General features: G+C 54.8%; 14 protein-coding genes and 1 tRNA gene. 7 read left to right on the top strand and 8 right to left on the bottom strand.

Annotated elements, in window-relative coordinates:
* Positions 1 to 20 precede the first annotated feature (20 nt).
* The 3 genes from EXN68_RS13650 to EXN68_RS13640 form a co-directional block, all read right to left on the bottom strand.
* Positions 21 to 914 carry a hypothetical protein gene (locus EXN68_RS13650; protein WP_142841446.1) on the bottom strand — a complete coding sequence of 298 codons (894 nt, stop codon included), beginning with the start codon at positions 912 to 914 and terminating at the stop codon, positions 21 to 23.
* A 181-nt stretch (positions 915 to 1,095) separates the two neighbouring features.
* Positions 1,096 to 2,208: an acyltransferase family protein gene (locus EXN68_RS13645; protein ID WP_193559528.1), complete on the bottom strand. Its 1,113-nt coding sequence runs from the start codon at positions 2,206 to 2,208 to the stop codon at positions 1,096 to 1,098.
* A 143-nt stretch (positions 2,209 to 2,351) separates the two neighbouring features.
* Positions 2,352 to 3,680 (bottom strand): hypothetical protein, encoded by a 1,329-nt coding sequence (locus EXN68_RS13640; RefSeq protein ID WP_142841445.1) that lies wholly within the window; start codon positions 3,678 to 3,680, stop codon positions 2,352 to 2,354.
* 482 nt (positions 3,681 to 4,162) lie between these two features.
* On the opposite strand from EXN68_RS13640, the gene EXN68_RS13635 reads away from it, so the two are divergent.
* The 5 genes from EXN68_RS13635 (at position 4,163) to EXN68_RS13615 (ending at position 10,542) form a co-directional block, all read left to right on the top strand.
* Positions 4,163 to 5,398 (top strand): glycosyltransferase family 4 protein, encoded by a 1,236-nt coding sequence (locus tag EXN68_RS13635; RefSeq protein WP_142841444.1) that lies wholly within the window; start codon positions 4,163 to 4,165, stop codon positions 5,396 to 5,398.
* A gap of 81 nt (positions 5,399 to 5,479) precedes the next feature.
* Positions 5,480 to 6,520 carry an acyltransferase family protein gene (locus EXN68_RS13630; RefSeq protein ID WP_161991338.1) on the top strand — a complete coding sequence of 347 codons (1,041 nt, stop codon included), beginning with the start codon at positions 5,480 to 5,482 and terminating at the stop codon, positions 6,518 to 6,520.
* Complete coding sequence (locus EXN68_RS13625) at positions 6,520 to 7,998, top strand: lipopolysaccharide biosynthesis protein (RefSeq protein ID WP_142841442.1); 1,479 nt, start codon at positions 6,520 to 6,522, stop codon at positions 7,996 to 7,998. Before EXN68_RS13630 ends, EXN68_RS13625 begins: the two co-directional genes overlap by 1 nt.
* Positions 7,991 to 9,319, top strand: a complete 1,329-nt coding sequence (locus tag EXN68_RS13620) for a polysaccharide pyruvyl transferase family protein (protein ID WP_142841441.1) — start codon at positions 7,991 to 7,993, stop codon at positions 9,317 to 9,319. Before EXN68_RS13625 ends, EXN68_RS13620 begins: the two co-directional genes overlap by 8 nt.
* 5 nt (positions 9,320 to 9,324) lie before the next feature.
* Positions 9,325 to 10,542 carry a glycosyltransferase family 4 protein gene (locus EXN68_RS13615; RefSeq protein ID WP_142841440.1) on the top strand — a complete coding sequence of 406 codons (1,218 nt, stop codon included), beginning with the start codon at positions 9,325 to 9,327 and terminating at the stop codon, positions 10,540 to 10,542.
* A gap of 104 nt (positions 10,543 to 10,646) precedes the next feature.
* Here EXN68_RS13615 and EXN68_RS13610 read toward each other — a convergent pair whose 3' ends face one another.
* The 3 genes from EXN68_RS13610 to EXN68_RS13600 form a co-directional block, all read right to left on the bottom strand.
* Positions 10,647 to 11,438 (bottom strand): metallophosphoesterase family protein, encoded by a 792-nt coding sequence (locus EXN68_RS13610; protein WP_142841439.1) that lies wholly within the window; start codon positions 11,436 to 11,438, stop codon positions 10,647 to 10,649.
* A 272-nt stretch (positions 11,439 to 11,710) separates the two neighbouring features.
* Positions 11,711 to 12,316 carry a transglutaminase-like cysteine peptidase gene (locus EXN68_RS13605; protein WP_142841438.1) on the bottom strand — a complete coding sequence of 202 codons (606 nt, stop codon included), beginning with the start codon at positions 12,314 to 12,316 and terminating at the stop codon, positions 11,711 to 11,713.
* A 146-nt stretch (positions 12,317 to 12,462) separates the two neighbouring features.
* Positions 12,463 to 12,768 carry a hypothetical protein gene (locus EXN68_RS13600; protein ID WP_142841437.1) on the bottom strand — a complete coding sequence of 102 codons (306 nt, stop codon included), beginning with the start codon at positions 12,766 to 12,768 and terminating at the stop codon, positions 12,463 to 12,465.
* 318 nt (positions 12,769 to 13,086) lie between these two features.
* On the opposite strand from EXN68_RS13600, the gene EXN68_RS13595 reads away from it, so the two are divergent.
* On the top strand, positions 13,087 to 13,644 hold the full coding sequence (locus EXN68_RS13595; protein WP_003585610.1) for an HNH endonuclease: 558 nt from the start codon (positions 13,087 to 13,089) through the stop codon (positions 13,642 to 13,644).
* Positions 13,645 to 13,673: 29 nt separating this feature from the next.
* Here EXN68_RS13595 and EXN68_RS13590 read toward each other — a convergent pair whose 3' ends face one another.
* Positions 13,674 to 14,189, bottom strand: coding sequence for a disulfide bond formation protein B (locus EXN68_RS13590; protein ID WP_142841436.1), 516 nt, complete (start codon positions 14,187 to 14,189; stop codon positions 13,674 to 13,676).
* Between the two features lie 349 nt (positions 14,190 to 14,538).
* Between EXN68_RS13590 and EXN68_RS13585 the strand changes: the two genes are divergently transcribed.
* Positions 14,539 to 15,963: a DUF2235 domain-containing protein gene (locus EXN68_RS13585; protein WP_142841435.1), complete on the top strand. Its 1,425-nt coding sequence runs from the start codon at positions 14,539 to 14,541 to the stop codon at positions 15,961 to 15,963.
* Between the two features lie 139 nt (positions 15,964 to 16,102).
* On the opposite strand, the gene EXN68_RS13580 is transcribed toward EXN68_RS13585, so the two are convergent.
* Positions 16,103 to 16,187: transfer RNA gene (locus tag EXN68_RS13580), tRNA-Leu, on the bottom strand.
* Between the last annotated feature and the right edge of the window lie 71 nt (positions 16,188 to 16,258).

The following is a 16,258-nucleotide window of genomic DNA, read 5'->3' as shown; positions in this document are numbered from 1 at the left end:
CGGGGACGGCAAAGCCGATTTCAAACGGGACTTGTACTGATTGGCGTCGTGGTGCTTCCGGTCGAGACCGTGATGTTAAAGATGGTCGACGTTCCACCGCCGCCGCCGGTACCGCCGCCACCAACGGGTGCGCTTCCGCCGCCGGCCTGTGCAATGCCTGCCTCGGCGCCCGTGGCTGCCGAGCCACCGATGCTGTTGCCGCTGGCCGGCGTGGAGCCGGCGCCGCCAATTGGCGAAGCGGCTGCAGCGGCGGCAGCAGGTGCAGCCGGACCGGCCGCTGTTCCTTCGATGTTTTCGCTAAAGGCGATCAGAAGATCGGAGGGCACGCCTGTGCCCTTGGTCTGCAGCTGGATGGCTGCTGCGAGTATCGTGTTGCCTCTCTGCATCGCCGTGGAATAGGCAAGCGCCAGGCCTTCGCCGACAACTTCGGAGAAATCCTTGTTCGCGACTTTTTGAGCAAGTGCGACGATGGCGGGCAGCTGGCCGGAATCATTCAGAACCAGTGCGGAGAGCTGTTCGGAAAATTGCGCCGCGCTGGTGGAAACCGCGATGACGGGAAAACCGCTCATCACCTTTCCGGTCAGATCCGCAGCGGCGGCATCAGTGCTGGAGGCGATGGCAATCAGGTCACCAATCGTTCCAGGCGTTGGAGACAGCTTGAACAGTTCCGCGGCGGAAAGCGTAACCATATCTGGATTGGTGCCGTGGACGCGACCGAGAAATGCGGCGGTGGTTTCGTCTGCGGCCTTGACGGGCGCAGCAGCTGGAGCACTTTCTGTCGTCTGCGTCTGGGCAACGACCGGTGCTGTTTCAACATTCTGGGCATTTTGAGCATTGGCCGATACGGAAAAAGCAACCATGCTGGCCATCAATACTGCACCAGTGAGCGTCGAGCCATTACGAGGGCGGGACATCACAACTCTCCAAATTTTTAAAATACGACTTTAAGTAATTTGATGTCGAACATGGTTATCCAACATCCTAAAATTTCCTTTTAAATCGCACAGCCCAAGCAAACGATCAAGTGTTAAAATGCGCTTCTGGTGGGAACTTCCCCCTATACTTAACGGCCTGCCTGCGGGTTTTATTCCTGAGTCAGGTCACGGCGACTTTCCGCCGGGATGTTATCAGCCGATCACGAAGCCAGGCATTCGCCGGCATTTCGATCATAATATGGAATGCATGAGCTATGGCGATGGTGCCTGCGACAACAACGAAATAGATGAGGTTGTTCCACTCTGGCGGTACGCTGCCGAATACAATCTTGAACCCGCGAAAAATGAAAGGGTGCAGCAAATAAAGCGCGTAAGACGACTCGCCAAGCGTTGCTAGCGGTTGAGCGAAACGGGGCAGCGCGATGTTTCTTGTCAAGGTTGCTGCCGTCATCATGAAGATCGCACCGCCGCCGAAAACGATAAGCCGCGCAAAGGAATAACATCCCGGATCGCACTGGAACCCGACCATGCTCAAATCTGTGAGTAGCCAGATTGCCAGACCGCAGAGGGCGACCGCGATTCCTGCCAGGGGCGGCAGACGCACACCTCTCAGGAAAAGTGTCGCAAGCACCATTCCTGCGACGAATTCGAGGATGATCGGCTGGAACCAGAAACTTAGCGGCAGGGCTAGATCGAAATTGGCGCCGATCAGGACGGCGATGAGCAGTGTGCCGGCTGTCGCCATAACGGCGCGTTCCAGCGGCAGGAATATGAATACCGCGAAAACGAGATAAAAAAACATCTCGTAATTCAGGGTCCAGCCGAGATCGATGAGCGGAAACGGATAGGCGTCGCCGTAACCCATGCTGTCGTAAGGAATGAAAAGATAGGAGGTCAGGATCGATTGTAGTGAAGGGAAGGCTTTTGCGCCGAGAATGGCCGCGACGGCGGCCATGGTGAGCCGCAGGGTCAATACAAACCAGTAAAGAGGAACGATGCGGAGAAGCCGGCGCAGGAGAAATGCCGAACGCCCGCCCGCAGCTGCAAAATAAGGCCGGGAGGCATAAACGATGACGAAGCCGGAAATGACAAAAAACAGGTCGACACCTGCGCCGAGTCTCCAGGTATGGATGGGGAGAAGCGAAAACTCCCAATTCACGCCCGCATGCAGCGCAACAATCATGATTGCCGCCACGGCACGCATCAACTGAACGACATCGAGACGTTGCGTCCCTGCAGCAGGCGCATTCTTAAATTTTTGCGTCATCATCATCATCTGTAAAAAAGAAAAAATATATTTTGTATTATTTGCGTCCGCTCGCGCGGACATAAAGTCATTTGTCAAAGCAGGTTATCACGCATAAGGTTGGCACGATATATAAAATTTCGCGACTGCGAAATTTCGCCGGCCGACCCTCAGAAAACCTCCAGAACGGTGAGCTGGTCGCTGACGGAAAGCTGGTATTGCCCGCCTTGCTGCGTGATCACCCGCTGGGTCACTGATCCGTCGTCGCTGAAGCGGTGGGCGATGACCTGATTATGAGGCCCGGTTACCGAAAAGGTTGCCAACCGTTCAGCGGGCGGATTTTCGATCCGGGCCGGCCATTGCCATCCCCGGATGCCGAGCCACACGGGTGCAAGCAGCGCACCGTCGGCTCTTGCCAGCCGCAGCGTCACCCTTTCGGCATCGCTTTGGATAAAATCGAGGCGCCTTTCCACCGGGACGGTTTGCCGCTCCGCCTTGCAGAGCGACAGAAGGGCGCGCACAGCCTCATAAGCGGGCGTGCGGCTGAGATCATGGCGCAGCAGGCCGAATGATGATTCCGGGTTTGTCTCGTCCTGCGCGAAGCTCGAAACCATTTCATAAATATAGACCCGGCGGATGCCGTTGAGGAAACACCACAAAAGCGCGCGGGGCATGTAGCGCGCCTTGATCCCCTCGGTAACGGGGAAATGGAAGGTCTTCGGCTGCAATGACGTGTGGTAGCCGATTTCCGTGGCGAGCACCGGGCGGCCGGGCGCGATATGCGCCGAGGCGGCAAGCGACTTGGAAAGCGCTCCCGGCCCGGTCGTTTCGGGATGCTCCATCCCGGCATAGGGGTGAATGTTGCTGTAATCGCAGACCGCCTGCAGATCCAGCGCCAGCTCCCTGTTCGTCAGGACATAGCTTGGCGCGGCAAGCGGAACGCCGCTGAGGTCGGGTGTCGAGTGGATGATTTCGTGCAGCGCCGTCTGATGCCGTGCCGAAATGCCTGGCGCGTTCGCTGGATCCTTCGTCAGCACCGGTTCATTGCTGCCCTCGAAGAGGGCGATGCCGCCGTCACACCAGTCGTAGAAATCAGCGATCCTGTCGAGCGGCGTGGAAACATAGGGATTGAGATCATCATAGCAGATGATGGTAAGGCGAAGGCCGGCCGCCACGATCTGGCGCAGGCGTTGAAAGGCGGGGCTGTTACGGCTGTCTCTTGCGGTGATCAGTCCCTCATCGCGCAGATGGCGCACGCCCAGCGCCTCTAGTTCAGGCAGGATGCGCTCGAAGGCTTCCGGATAGATGCCCGTCGTGCGAGCGAAATGACCGCACACGCCCACACTGTCGAGAAACGCTTCCGTATCGGCGGAAAAAACGGACGCGGTCTGTGCGAAGGCGGAATAGCGGCCGGTGGCGGCGGCCAATGCGAAAGGTGTTGCCGAGAGCAGGCTGCGCCGTGTCAGGCGGCCCATGGTGATCGGCTGTTTTCCGTTCATCTGCGTCTCCTGATGATCATGGCGACAGTGCAAAGCGAGACATGGCCGGGAGGGCGCCGATTAAATGCAGGCGTTTCTCACTATGCTGCGGGCCAGCATGTCCTGAAAGCTTCGCGGCGTTTTCAGACGCCATCAAATCCATGTTTCCAAAAATAATAAAACATAAGGCAGTCACCCTTCCACCCGGTGTAAAGTACCGCGTTGGTCGGGGTATTTCGTATGCAGATAACGTAGCACGGGGCCGGTTCTTTTCGCAACACGGGATGACTTTTGTCGCGCCGCGAAAAAAATCACTTGAAATGCCGTCAATTCCCGTGCTTTTTGAAAGTGAATTTTTGGTTATTCATATTTTCAAATGTTAGTTCCACTCCGGCTTTTGTAGTTTTTTACAAATGTCTCATTGGCTCCGGGCAATTCGGGAGCGTGGCAAGGCCAGAGCGGAAGTCATAAATTTTCGATTAAGGAAAATAGAGCGTATCCGCATGCGAATTCTCCATTTGAGCAGTCTTTACCCGCCGCATATTGTCGGCGGATGCGAACGGTCGGTCGAGCACCTTGCCGAGGAACTCGTCTCCATGGGGCATACCGTCGGCGCCGCCTGCATTGAACGGCAGGCGGAGCCCAAAACGGTGCGCAACGGCGTCAGCGTTTACCGCATGTTCCACAATAACGATTTCTGGCTTGAGGACTGGCCTCAACATACGCCGCAGCAACGGCGTATGCAGAAGATCAGGCAGCAGTGGAATTTCAACGTCGAGAAGCAGTTCGAAGCCGTTCTTGATGATTTCAGGCCGGATGTTCTCAACACCCATTCGCTGCTGGATGTGACGACACTCGTTTGGCGGGCGGCGCATAAGCGCGGCATTCCGATCGTCCATACGATTTGCGAATATGATCTGTTGTGCGGCAATGCCGCCATGTTCAAGGGCGGCAAGCCCTGCGAGCATATCCATCTGGGCTGTCAGGTGGTGAATTTCACCAAGAAATTCACGCAGCGTTATATTGGTGCGGTCGCAAGCGTTGGTACGGAAATCCTCAAGACGCACGTCAATCACGGACTTTTCCACCATATTCCGGAAAGCCTGCGCCGTGTCATTTTCTATTCCTGCACGGTTCCGGAGGGTGATCCGGTCGCCCGCCGGCAGATAGAGCGGAGCGGCAAGCCGCTGACCTTCGGTTATATCGGCCGCATCAATACGGAAAAAGGCGTTGGCAACATGGTCGACGCTTTCAGGGAAATCGGCCATGGCAACTGGCGCTGTCTGGTCGCCGGCCAGGCGATGGATGATTCCATCGAGCGCTTCACAAAGCAGGCGGGCGATCTGCCGATCGAATTTATCGGCTGGGCGAAGCCGAAGGAATTTTTCGAAGAGATCGATGTTCTGATCGTTCCCTCTTTCTGGGCCGAACCCTCGCCGCGCACGATTTATGAGGCCTATGCGATGGGCGTTCCCGTCATCGGCGCGGCTTCGGGTGGTATCCCGGAACTCATCGGCGAGACCAATCACGACTGGCTGTTCGAGCCGGGCAATGCCGCTGACCTTGCCGCGCGCATTCGCCGGGTGCTGACGCTTTCGCGCGAGCAATTGCCGACGGAGGCCGATTTCGGAAACATCGTCGAGGAATCCACCTCACGGCGGGTCGGCGAAAATTATGTGAAACTCTATGAAGACGTGCTGGCGAAATACGGCAAAAATCGAACCTTACGTGCATCGTAGGCCCTCAGTGCAGCTCATGTGGCACTGTTTTCTAAGGAAAAGCAGATGGAAACACGGAGTACTGAGATGTCGAGATTCATAATGCTTGATTTTTACCGGTTTATCGCTGCAATCGGCGTAGTTTTATTTCACGTCAATATTATAGATATTCGCGCAAAATCTATAATAGATGTAGGAAGTTTCGGTATATTTGTTGATTTCTTTTTTATGTTGTCCGGATTTGTACTTTTTCATAATTATAAAGATTTAAAACTGGGAATCGCAAATTACTATACGTTCTTGGTTCGCAGGGTGGCACGTATCTATCCACTCCATATCGCAACCATGGTGGTTATGATTTTGATGCCCGTCATGCTGTCGTTTCAAAGCGCTGTAGAATATCGGGAAATCATAGTGAACATCTTTCTCGTTCAGGCTTGGGGGCTGGAAGATAAGTTAACCCTCAATAATCCATCCTGGTCTATCAGCGCTGAGTTTTTCTGCTACCTGCTTTTTCCGTTCATTGTGGTGCTGATCCGGAACGTCAAGATTTACGTCTCGGCTCCGCTCGTACTTATCGTTTTTTATATGTTTTCACGTCCGTGGCTTCCAATTTGGGAGCAGTCGGGTGGCATGTACGGCGCCAACTATGACTTCGGCATGCTGCGAGCTCTCCCAAGCTTTCTGCTAGGGTGCCTCACCTATAAAATCTATCAGCAGGTGAGAATCTTAAATTCTCTATTTCTATATCTTGGGCTTTCCACATTTTTTCTTGCGGCTTGGTGGATGTTCCGGCTTTCCAATCCAAATTATATCATGGTGCTTCTGGCATTTTCGATGCTCTCCACGGCTCTGGGAGAGCGAAGCATTTCCTACTCTAGGAGAACTGCGTCTGTTTTGTCGAAAGCTGGTGATTGCTCCTATGCAATCTACATGATTCACGCGATTCTATTCGTCACTCTATTCAGAGCTTTGTGGCAGGCGCTTGGTGAACCTATTGAATTTTTACTGCCCTATTTGAGCCTGGCAACTATTTTTCTGATATTCATGAGCCACCTTGTTTTCAAATGGTTTGAGAAGCCTGCACGCAATTTCATTAACTCCAGTTTAGCGCCACAGCCAGCTTTGCGGATGGCCAATTGATGTCGGCTTCAAATTCTATTGGCAGCGCCGCCGTTACCGGCGTTTTCTGGTCCATCGTCCAGAACTGGGGTGGAAAGCTATTTACTTCTATCCTCTTCATAGTCCTTGCCCGTTTCCTTAGCCCAACCGACTACGGAATGGTCGCCGCTGCGGGGCTGGTTCTGATGCTGATCCAGATGCTGTCAGAGTTCGGATTTGCTGATGCGATTGTGCAGAAACGCAATCTGGAGCCTAGCGATGTCAATCTGCCATTTTATGTGTCGGTCGCGGTTGCGACGGTGTTGGCTATCGCTGTCTGTGTGTTTTCACCTGAACTGGAAAGCTGGTTCGAGGTGGAGGGGCTGGCGCCGATCATTGTGGCGATCTGTATATTGCTCCCGTTGAACACCGCTTCGCTTTTTCAGGAAGTGAATTATCGGCGCGCACTCGCTTTCAAGCCACTGGCGATCAGGACGTTCATTTCCAATATCATCGGCGGCGTTGTGGCGATTGTTTTCGCCGTTACAGGCATCGGCGTCTGGAGCCTTGTCGTTCAGGTGTATGTTGCAACCGTCGTCAATCTTGTCTGGCTGTGGCGCAAGCCGCACTGGCTTCCCGGGATCACACTTAAGCCCGACACTTTTGTCGAATTGCTTCGCTTCGGTTCGTCAGCGCTGGGCTTGCGCATCGTGGAATTCGGATCGACGCGGCTGATCGACTTCATCATTCTGGGACATTACGGCGTGGCTGTCTTCGGGCTCTACACTGTCGGTAGCCGTCTTTATCAGCTTCTGATGCAACTGCTTCAGTCGGCGCTTTATGACGTCTCATTGACTGTACTGTCGCGCATATCGCAAGAGCGAGAGCGCATGGCGGAACTCTACAAACAATCGATCACTATATCGGCGATTTTTTCAACGCCGATCTTCGTACTCTCGGCTGCACTGGCACCAGAGATTTGCAGCGTATTGTTTGGTGCGCAATGGCAAGGCGCTGATGCGGTGGCACGACCGCTGCTTCTTTTGGGGGCTTTGCAATGCGTCCAGTTTCAAAACGGCCCCTTTCTTTCCGCGCGCGGCCGACCTGACAAGGTATTGATCGCTGGAAGCGTGAAGGCCATTTCTACGATCCTGTTGATTCTGCTTGTTCCGACAGAGAACATTACTGAAATCGTTATTGTTTATGCCTTCGGTCAGCTGGCCTCCACGCCCTTCACATTCTTCTACGTTGCACGCGAACTCGATGTTCGGCTGTCCAGAATATTTCTTCTGCTTTTGCCGAGCTTCACTTCATGCGGCTTCTGTTTTGTCCTGGTTCAATGGCTGCGACCAGAAATTAAAATGCTGGGAACCAGCGATTTCATATCCGGCATTCTGCTCGGGCTCATATTTAGCGTCATGTACATTTTACTCGTGATTGTGACCGGGAGGAGCGGGGTTCGGTCCACCATCGCGCTCGTCACAAGCAAAATTGCTTCTCGAAAGGAACGCAATGCGTAAGTTAGCAAAAAAAATCCTTCCCGCACCTCTGCGCCAACGCTTGGTAAAATATATTGAGCGGCGGAACAGAGATGCCGCACTTCGGCATCTTTTTGATAGTCTGCAAGAACAGAAGCGAGTGATTGAACCTGTCGCGGGGGACGGCCGGTTGAACCGAATTTTGATCGTGGCCTGTGATCCCATAACCATTTTTGGCTCGCTGGGCGATGACGCGATGATTACTGCGGCGGTGCAACATGCGCGCGCAAAAAATCCGGACGTTGAAGTTGATGTTCTCGTCGAAGGGCAGGGATTCAATAATTCACTACATCAGAGGGGCTTCGTCCCTGTGGATATTTTTGGAAAGCCCAACTTTATCAAAGAATTGGCCGAGAAATTCCTGGCCCGGAAGCACGACTGCGTCGTCGTCGTCGGTGCGGATGTCATGGATGGATATTACCATCCGCTGGTCAGCGCAAAACTTTTGGCAAGCCTAGACTTGGCCGCCGCCGCCGGTATCAAAAGTTTCATCCTGGGGTTCAGTTTCAACGAGGCGCCACATCCTGCTCTCGCCGGGTTCTATCGTGCTCTCCATCCACGAGTTTCGCTGAACGTGCGCGATGCCGTTTCTCTTGAAAGACTAAAGAATTTTGCGCCGGTTCAAGCGGCGCTGGTCGCCGATTCTGCGTTTAGTCTCACCTCGGAGGATCCTGATGAGGATACCAACGCCTGGATCGCGCAAAAGAGGGCGCAAGGATACAGGGTGATGGGTTTCAACCTGCATCCTTTACTCTTTAAAAATGCAGACCAAGCACAGATCGAGACGATTATCATCCGTGGCGCCGAGGCTCTTCAATTTGCTATCGATACAAGGCCGGTATGCTGGCTACTCATACCCCATGATTACCGGGAAAAAGTTGGCGACGAGGCTTGCCTCAGAGCTATGGCCGAGCGTATGCCTGCGTCTAAGGCAGACAGGGTCCGTTATCTAGACGGAAAATGGTCTGCTGCTGTGTTGAAAGGAGTAACGGGGCAGCTTGATGGCGTCGTCAGCGGACGTATGCATCTTGCAATTGCAGCGCTCGGCAAAGGCGTCCCGGCGACATGCATCGCCTATCAGGGAAAGTTTGAAGGTCTGTATCGACATTTTGGTCTGTCTACAGCCAATCTGCTTTCTCCGTCCGCGTTCTATACGGACGATGGAATCAAGAATGCTCTCATAGACTTCATTGATCAATCTGAGGAAATTCGCGAAAATGTAGGAAAAAAGTTGCCTGAAATTCTGGAGCTGTCAGGGAGGAATTTTCAGGTATTCGAAACCTTTTCACACAATCGTGAGTGATCTTTATGAGGTTCGTTTTCGTTTCGGCTTTTCCGGCCGTTCCCGCCAACGAGGGTAATCGCAGCAGGATATTGCAATTGACACGGGCTGTCCGCAGTCTCGGCAACGAAGTGCATTTTGCCTATGTCAATACGCCTATGGCAACCGATTTTGATCTTACGGCTCATGAGGCCGAATTCGGTTCCGGACGCGTGCATTTTATTTCCCGGGAACGGGGCGGCTTTAAACTACGGCTCATTCGGGATTTCGGTCTCGAACTTGGATTTACTGCGTTTCGGACCATTCGCAAGCTTTACAGGCTTATTGGCCATGAAAGCGGTTTCTACAATTACCTAGACGAATTTTATTATCCAGAAATAGGCTGGCAGGTCCGCGATATTCAGCGTCGGCTGGGAGTTGATGCGGTTATCGCAGAATATGCTTTTCATTCGAGAGCTTTTCTGGGCCTTCCGAACAGCGTGCTTCGTATTCTCGATACTCACGATTCCTTCGCAGACCGCCATAAGGCGTTCATAAAAACTGCCAATAAATATGGCTATTGGTTCTCAGTTCCGCCGAATGTGGAATGTAAGGCGTTCCGTCGCGCGGATGTGGTCGTCGCCATACAGGAAGAAGAGGAGCGCGTGTTCCGCCAACAGCTGGGCAAAGAGCCGCCCGTTGTCGCAACCGTCAGTCATATTCTTGATCTTGACCGGAGAGTGGAAGATTTCGCATCGAGTGACTTTTTGTTTCTCGGTTCAGGAAATGATGCCAACATCATTTCCCTGAAAGGGTTCCTTAAGAACGTTCTGCCTCTGATCAGGGCCAACAGGCCGGATATCCGCTTGGTTCTCGCGGGCAGCATATGCGACAAGATTGAGGACACGGAGGGTGTTCTCAAGCTGGGCCGGGTGGATAATTTGAAGGACGCGTTTACCCGCGCGCCCCTCTCGATCAATCCCATCACGCTTGGTACAGGCATCAATATAAAGTTGCTCGATGCTCTGGCCGCTGGTGTGCCGACTATCAGCAGTCAAACTGGCGTCAGGGGGATGCCGGAGCAGTACCGCAGCAGCGTCATTGTGGTCGAGGACGGTGACCATAAGGCTTTCGCCCAGGCTATCCTGCGCCTTACCTCCAGTCAGCATGAGCGGGAGGAACTGGGAAGCAGGGCATTCGACGACGCAAGCGAATGGAACCGCCAGCAGATGACGGCCCTTAAGGGCATTCTGAACGGCAAATAATCGAGATGGCAGGTTGATTGCACGAGCGGCACTCTCGTAAAGAACGATTTAATAATCGCGCTCTCGAGTCGTGGCCGGGTGGTGCGGATGCGGATATTCGGCCGTCAGACAACCAATTGTGGGCCAACATCTGAAAGCTTCAGGATCGTTAGCCTGCCCGTGGTAAAGGCGCCGGTGTCGATACCGATCCGCTGCGGGCCCGTCTGTGGTTCCGGGACCGGCGTGTGGCCATGAATGACAAGCAGGTCCAGCCCGGCTCCCTGCGACAGGAACGGTTCCCTGATCCACAACATGTCCTCATCGGTCTGCGCATCCAGTTGTAGTCCCGGCCGGAAGCCGGCATGCACGAAAATATAGGGTCCGATGCGGGCATAGACCGGCAGGCTGGATAAAAGCTGGCGATGGGTGTGCGGGATCGCACCGATCAATGCGTCCCTGAAAGGCTGAAGCCGCAAACGGCTCTTGTGCATGAAATAATCGATATCGACGCCATAGGATAAAAGCGTCTGGCGGCCGCCGAAATCCAGCCAGTGCATGTTGTCCTGCGGATTTTCCAGAAAGTCGCTGAACAGCTGCTCGTGATTGCCGCAGAGCGCGATACGGCGCAGTGGCGCTGGCGGTGGTTGGAGAAGATGGTCGATGACACCGCAGGAATCCTGCCCGCGATCGACATAGTCGCCAACCAGAACGACCAGGGCGGGGGCGGGGTCCGGACCCAGATCCGCGAGGATTTTCCGTTCCGCCTGCAAAAGCAGGTCGAGGCAACCGTGCACGTCACCAATGGCGTAGATTGGAAAGGAGGCGGGCTTGTCGCCAAGGTCTAACCGGCGCCGCCTCCGGTCGTCGCGGGGGGCTGGCTGTTTACGACCGCGAATCCAGTTGAGCACCTTGGGCATAGCTGCCGATACTGTCTCTCCGGTACAAGGTCAAGAGCGTCGACCGTGGCGGTGGCAGAGCCTCCTCGGGCCGGGCCGTCTGGATGCCATGATCTCCGCAAAGGCTGTGTTGAAGGGCCGCGTCGGCGGCGTTTTTCCCGTCGTTGACGCTTCGATATGAGGAGACAGGATACCCTCTTTCACATTTGAAAGATATGACAGCTTAAATCATCGGTCGAGCACGCGTCCGGTCTCGCGAAAAGAAGGGACACGCGGATATTGTCGGAGACGTTCTAGAGCTTCAGCCAGACGCGCGGGTTTTCGTGTGACTGGATCTTGATCCATTTCAGATCCACCGCTTTCCACGGCTTGACGACGTTGGTGCGGTTGTCCAGGACCAGATCACCCTGGGTCGAGCTGACGACGAGAACCGCATGGCCGACACCGCCCGGGGTGCGGGCTGTGGCGATGCGAAGCGCACCCGATGGCCAGCCGGCCCGCAGCAGGCGTTGCCGCTTGGTCACGGCGTAGTCGTCGCAGTCACCGCTTGCCGGATTGAGCTTCCACTCATCTTGTCCGTCCAGCTCGCCGACATAGACGATCGCCGTGTTGATCTCGGAATTGATGCGCTGCAGTTCCGCACGCTTCTGTTTCGTCAGCTCGATCGTATCACGATCGCCAATGCGGACGCACTGGTCGGCGGCATTGTCGCAGAATTTTGCGAAAGCGATGGGTGCGATGGTCGGACGGCTCGTTGACATGAACTGGCCGGGCCGCGTTGTGACCGGGTTTTTGGCAAGACCACCAAGCTGAACGGCCGAAGCCGTCGTCGCGATGCTTGCCGCCATGCCGACGGCAACTGCCAAAGTCTTTACCAGACGGCCTGTTTTCTTCGCCATGTCTCTGCCCCTGCACAGTTGTTTTATCTGTGCCTGAACATACCGGCCCTTTCTTGCAGGCCTTTTAAGTCGATAGATTGCTTTTTAGTGAAATCGAATTTTGTTGCCGGCGGATGAAATCGACCGGAAAATCGGCGCAGCGGCGTTCAGTTGCAGCGGGTTCTGTCCTCGGTGTCGACAAGGCATGTCCGTTGCGGCACGGGGCTTCCATAGTCGCGCCGCATGTCTGATGAGGAGCGGCGGTTTGCCGGCGGTCGGTCATAGTTGCGTTCGATTTCAAAATTGCGCCCGCCGATCGTACCCTGCGCACCACCGCGACCATCCGGCGTGACTTCGAAATTCTGATATTGCTGCGCTTGGGCCAATGCGGCCAGACTTATCGTAAGGACAAACAGGCCTGTTGCCAGTCCCGCCCGCAACGCTGCCGATGGATGATGCCTGCGCGAAACCATGCGCTCTCCTCCTGCTGATGGGGCGACAGATAGGTGTCCGATCGGGATGTGTGCGCCACTTTCTCGGTCGCGATGATCATATCACCAATGGTGCAACAGGCGTGAGACCGATTTTGTGATCGAGAGCGGCGAATCACTAGCTCGGCGGCTATCAGGCGGCAACCTGTCGGGCTGCTGCCGTCCGGTCGTCAGGAACATAAAAGAGCCTTTTTCCCGCTGAAAAATTAAGCTCTTCTCCGCTGCATTTATAGGCTTCACAATCCTGTAACAACGGACCTAATATACAAGTGCAGATGCCGAATCGCTCAGGAGAAGCCCTTGACGATTGCAGTTTCACCACAGGCCCTGCCGGCGCTCGTTCTGAACGCAGACTATAGGCCATTGAGTTATTATCCCTTGTCGTTGTGGTCCTGGCAGGACGCGATCAAGGCTGTCTTTCTAGACCGTGTGAACATCATTGCAGAATATGATCACGCGGTGTCATCCCCCAGCTTTTCCATGCGGCTGCCGAGCGTCGTCAGCCTCAAGACCTATGTGCAGCCCACCCGCAATCCCGCCTTTACGCGCTTCAACGTTTTCCTTCGGGACAAGTTTGAATGCCAGTATTGCGGCACGCGGGACGAATTGACCTTCGACCATGTTATTCCCCGCGCGCATGGCGGTGAAACCACGTGGCACAATGTCGTGGCGGCGTGCTCTCCCTGCAACCTTAAAAAAGGCAGCAAGCTTCCCAAACAGGCGGGCATGTTCCCGGCGCAGAAGCCATTCCAGCCGACGGTTCAGGATTTGCACAATAATGGGCGGTTGTTCCCGCCCAACTATCTGCACGAAAGCTGGATGGACTATCTTTACTGGGATACCGAGCTGCAGCCCTGATCCTCAGGACTGCAACGCGGCTTTCCCGTTTACCGGCTTTTCCGGCTCGCGCCAAAAAAGGCGATGGCCGCAAGTGCAATGCTTGCGATGACGTTCCAGCCCGCGAAAGAAAGGCCAAGCACCCGAAGTGCCGCATCATTGCAGGAAGGCGCCTTGATGGCATTCAGATCACCCAACAGATCGCCAGCATTGGTGGTGATGGACGGCGCGCCGGTGGCGCAGGTGATCGGGCCTTCCCAGAAACCCCATTCTACACCGGCATGATAAACACCAAGCCCGGCGCCGATCAGCATCGCCACGCCGATGAGGGCGAGAAGCAGCCGTGTTATCTGAACCGGCAGTTTGAAGACGCTGGTCGCAACGGCCAATATGCCCAGCGGAATGGCGTAATAATAGGGATCGCGCTGCAACAGGCACAGGGCGCAGGGCGTGTAACCGCCAATATGCTGGAAACCGAGGGCGGAGCCAACGGTGAAGATCATTCCCGCCGTGACGCCGAGAGCGGCGAGCGTACGGCTGTTGTCGGCGGTGGTCGCATTGGCCATGATGTTTTCCTCAAACTTCGCGAAGAAGCAGATATTCCCGGACGGGCTTTCAAAAAGGCGGGCGTGATGGCGAAATTAAGTCGCCGATCAACGGTGTGTCACGGGATTCGTCTAATCCAGTCCGTTACTTCTGGCAAATGAAAGCCCGGTAATAAACGGGGGGTGGATGAGCAAAGTTTCGTGATTTTACGGCGGCGATGACACAGTCGAACGGCGGTTTGTTTCTCTGCATCGTATAGAGGCTTCACTAGAAGAGAATTTTGGGGAAAACTCCCGGTTGAAATCCTTTTGTGCTTACTGAATATCACAAATCCAGCAAGATGGCTGAGGTTCATTGGAGCGAAGCCGCATGCCGAAGAACATCCTCATACTTTCAGATGGTACAGGTCAGGCCGGCGGGCTACTTCCCGATGAGCGCCGCAGTAACGTCTATAAATTATTTCGTGCAACCCGGTGCGGTCCAGACTCGGCGGTGAACCCCGATGATCAAATCGCGTTTTACGATGCCGGGTTGGGTTCGGCTTCAGATGCCGACGATATCAAGATCGGTGCCTTCCGGAAGATCTATAACGTTCTCTCACAGGCGACAGGACTTGGAATAACCAAGAATATCGTGGACTGTTACACTTTTGTTCTCCAGTCCTGGGAGCCAGGTGACCGGATTTTCCTGTTCGGCTTCAGCCGTGGCGCCTATACTGCGCGATGCCTGGGTGGCGTATTGGGTTGGTGCGGCGTGCCGACAAGGATGGATGATGGGGTTACTGCTTTTTACCGGGACCCGAAAACGGCTCGCAAGGTTGCAAACGAAGCGGTGAAAACGGTTTATCAGCATGGCGCCGGTAAAGGCAGCAAGCTGCTTGACGCCCAGCGGAAAGAATTGGCCGCCCGCTTTCGCGAAAAATATCGCTCCTCTGATGAAACCGACCGGGCCAATACGGTGGCTTACTTCGTCGGAGTATGGGACACCGTGGGCGCATTGGGGGTCAATGCCGTCCAGCAAATACTCATCCTCCTCGCGGTCACCCTGGGAGTTGCCGGGCTGGCCACGGCCATCTGGGCGCTGATGCCGTGGCAGATTGCATTAAACGTATGGCTTTTTGCCAGCGTAGGTGTGGCGGTGACATTCATGGTGGCGTGGTATCTGGCGACCCATTTGAAGTGGGCTACGGGGCTGAGCGACCCATGGTGGAAAACCATTCATCTGACGGGCTGGCGTATGAAATTCTACGACACGGTTCTCAATCCGCGCGTCGAATATGCCAAACACGCCCTTTCCATTGACGAGAATAGAGCGAAGTTTGCTCGCGTGCCATGGACTGATGAATCGACCGACTCGGCAAACAAGGAAGACGGTTGGTTTGAGCAGGTCTGGTTTGCGGGTGTGCACTCGGACATTGGTGGGAGCTATCTGGAAACGGAATCCCGTCTCTCAGACATCGCGCTGGCGTGGATGGTGAACAGAGCGACGAACGTCACACATCCCATCGTCGTCGACGACAAATGGCTGCATTTATATCCCTCCAGCGCAGGCGTTCAGCACGACGAAATCAAGTCGGGCTGGCTGCCGTGGAAATCATGCGTTCGCAAAATTCCTGTCGACGCGCCAATACATCCAAGCGTCGTTGATCGTTTCAAGTTGGCTGGTGTGGTCCATTACGATGAAACGAAGGCGTATCGGCCAGAAGGACTACGCGGCCACGATGCGGTGAAATCCTATTATGACGGGGGAGCAGCCCCTGATCCCGAGGCAGGTTCGGCTATAGCAAGGATGTAGATGAATGCGACGGCCTGTCGACAGGCTGAAACGAAAATTTTCGTTTGCCAGCATCCGTTCTCGACGGTTACTTCGGGGATGATTGTTACGGGCCGGCACGCCGAACAAAACCAGCAAAATCAATATGATTTTCAGGAAATGGTACCCCAAGCCGGGATCGAACCAGCACTCCTTGCGGAACCGCATTTTGAGTGCGGCGCGTCTACCAATTCCGCCATTGGGGCAACGGTGGTAATGCCACGGCGTCTATCACGGGCAAGGCCATGCGTGCAACCCCAAAGCTGATTTATCCTTC

The organism is Martinezella rhizogenes (genome assembly GCF_007002745.1).
GTDB classification, from domain to species: Bacteria; Pseudomonadota; Alphaproteobacteria; order Rhizobiales; family Rhizobiaceae; genus Agrobacterium; species Agrobacterium cucumeris.
Note: the sequence above shows the minus strand (reverse complement) of the source record. Positions and strands in the feature narration are given on the sequence as shown.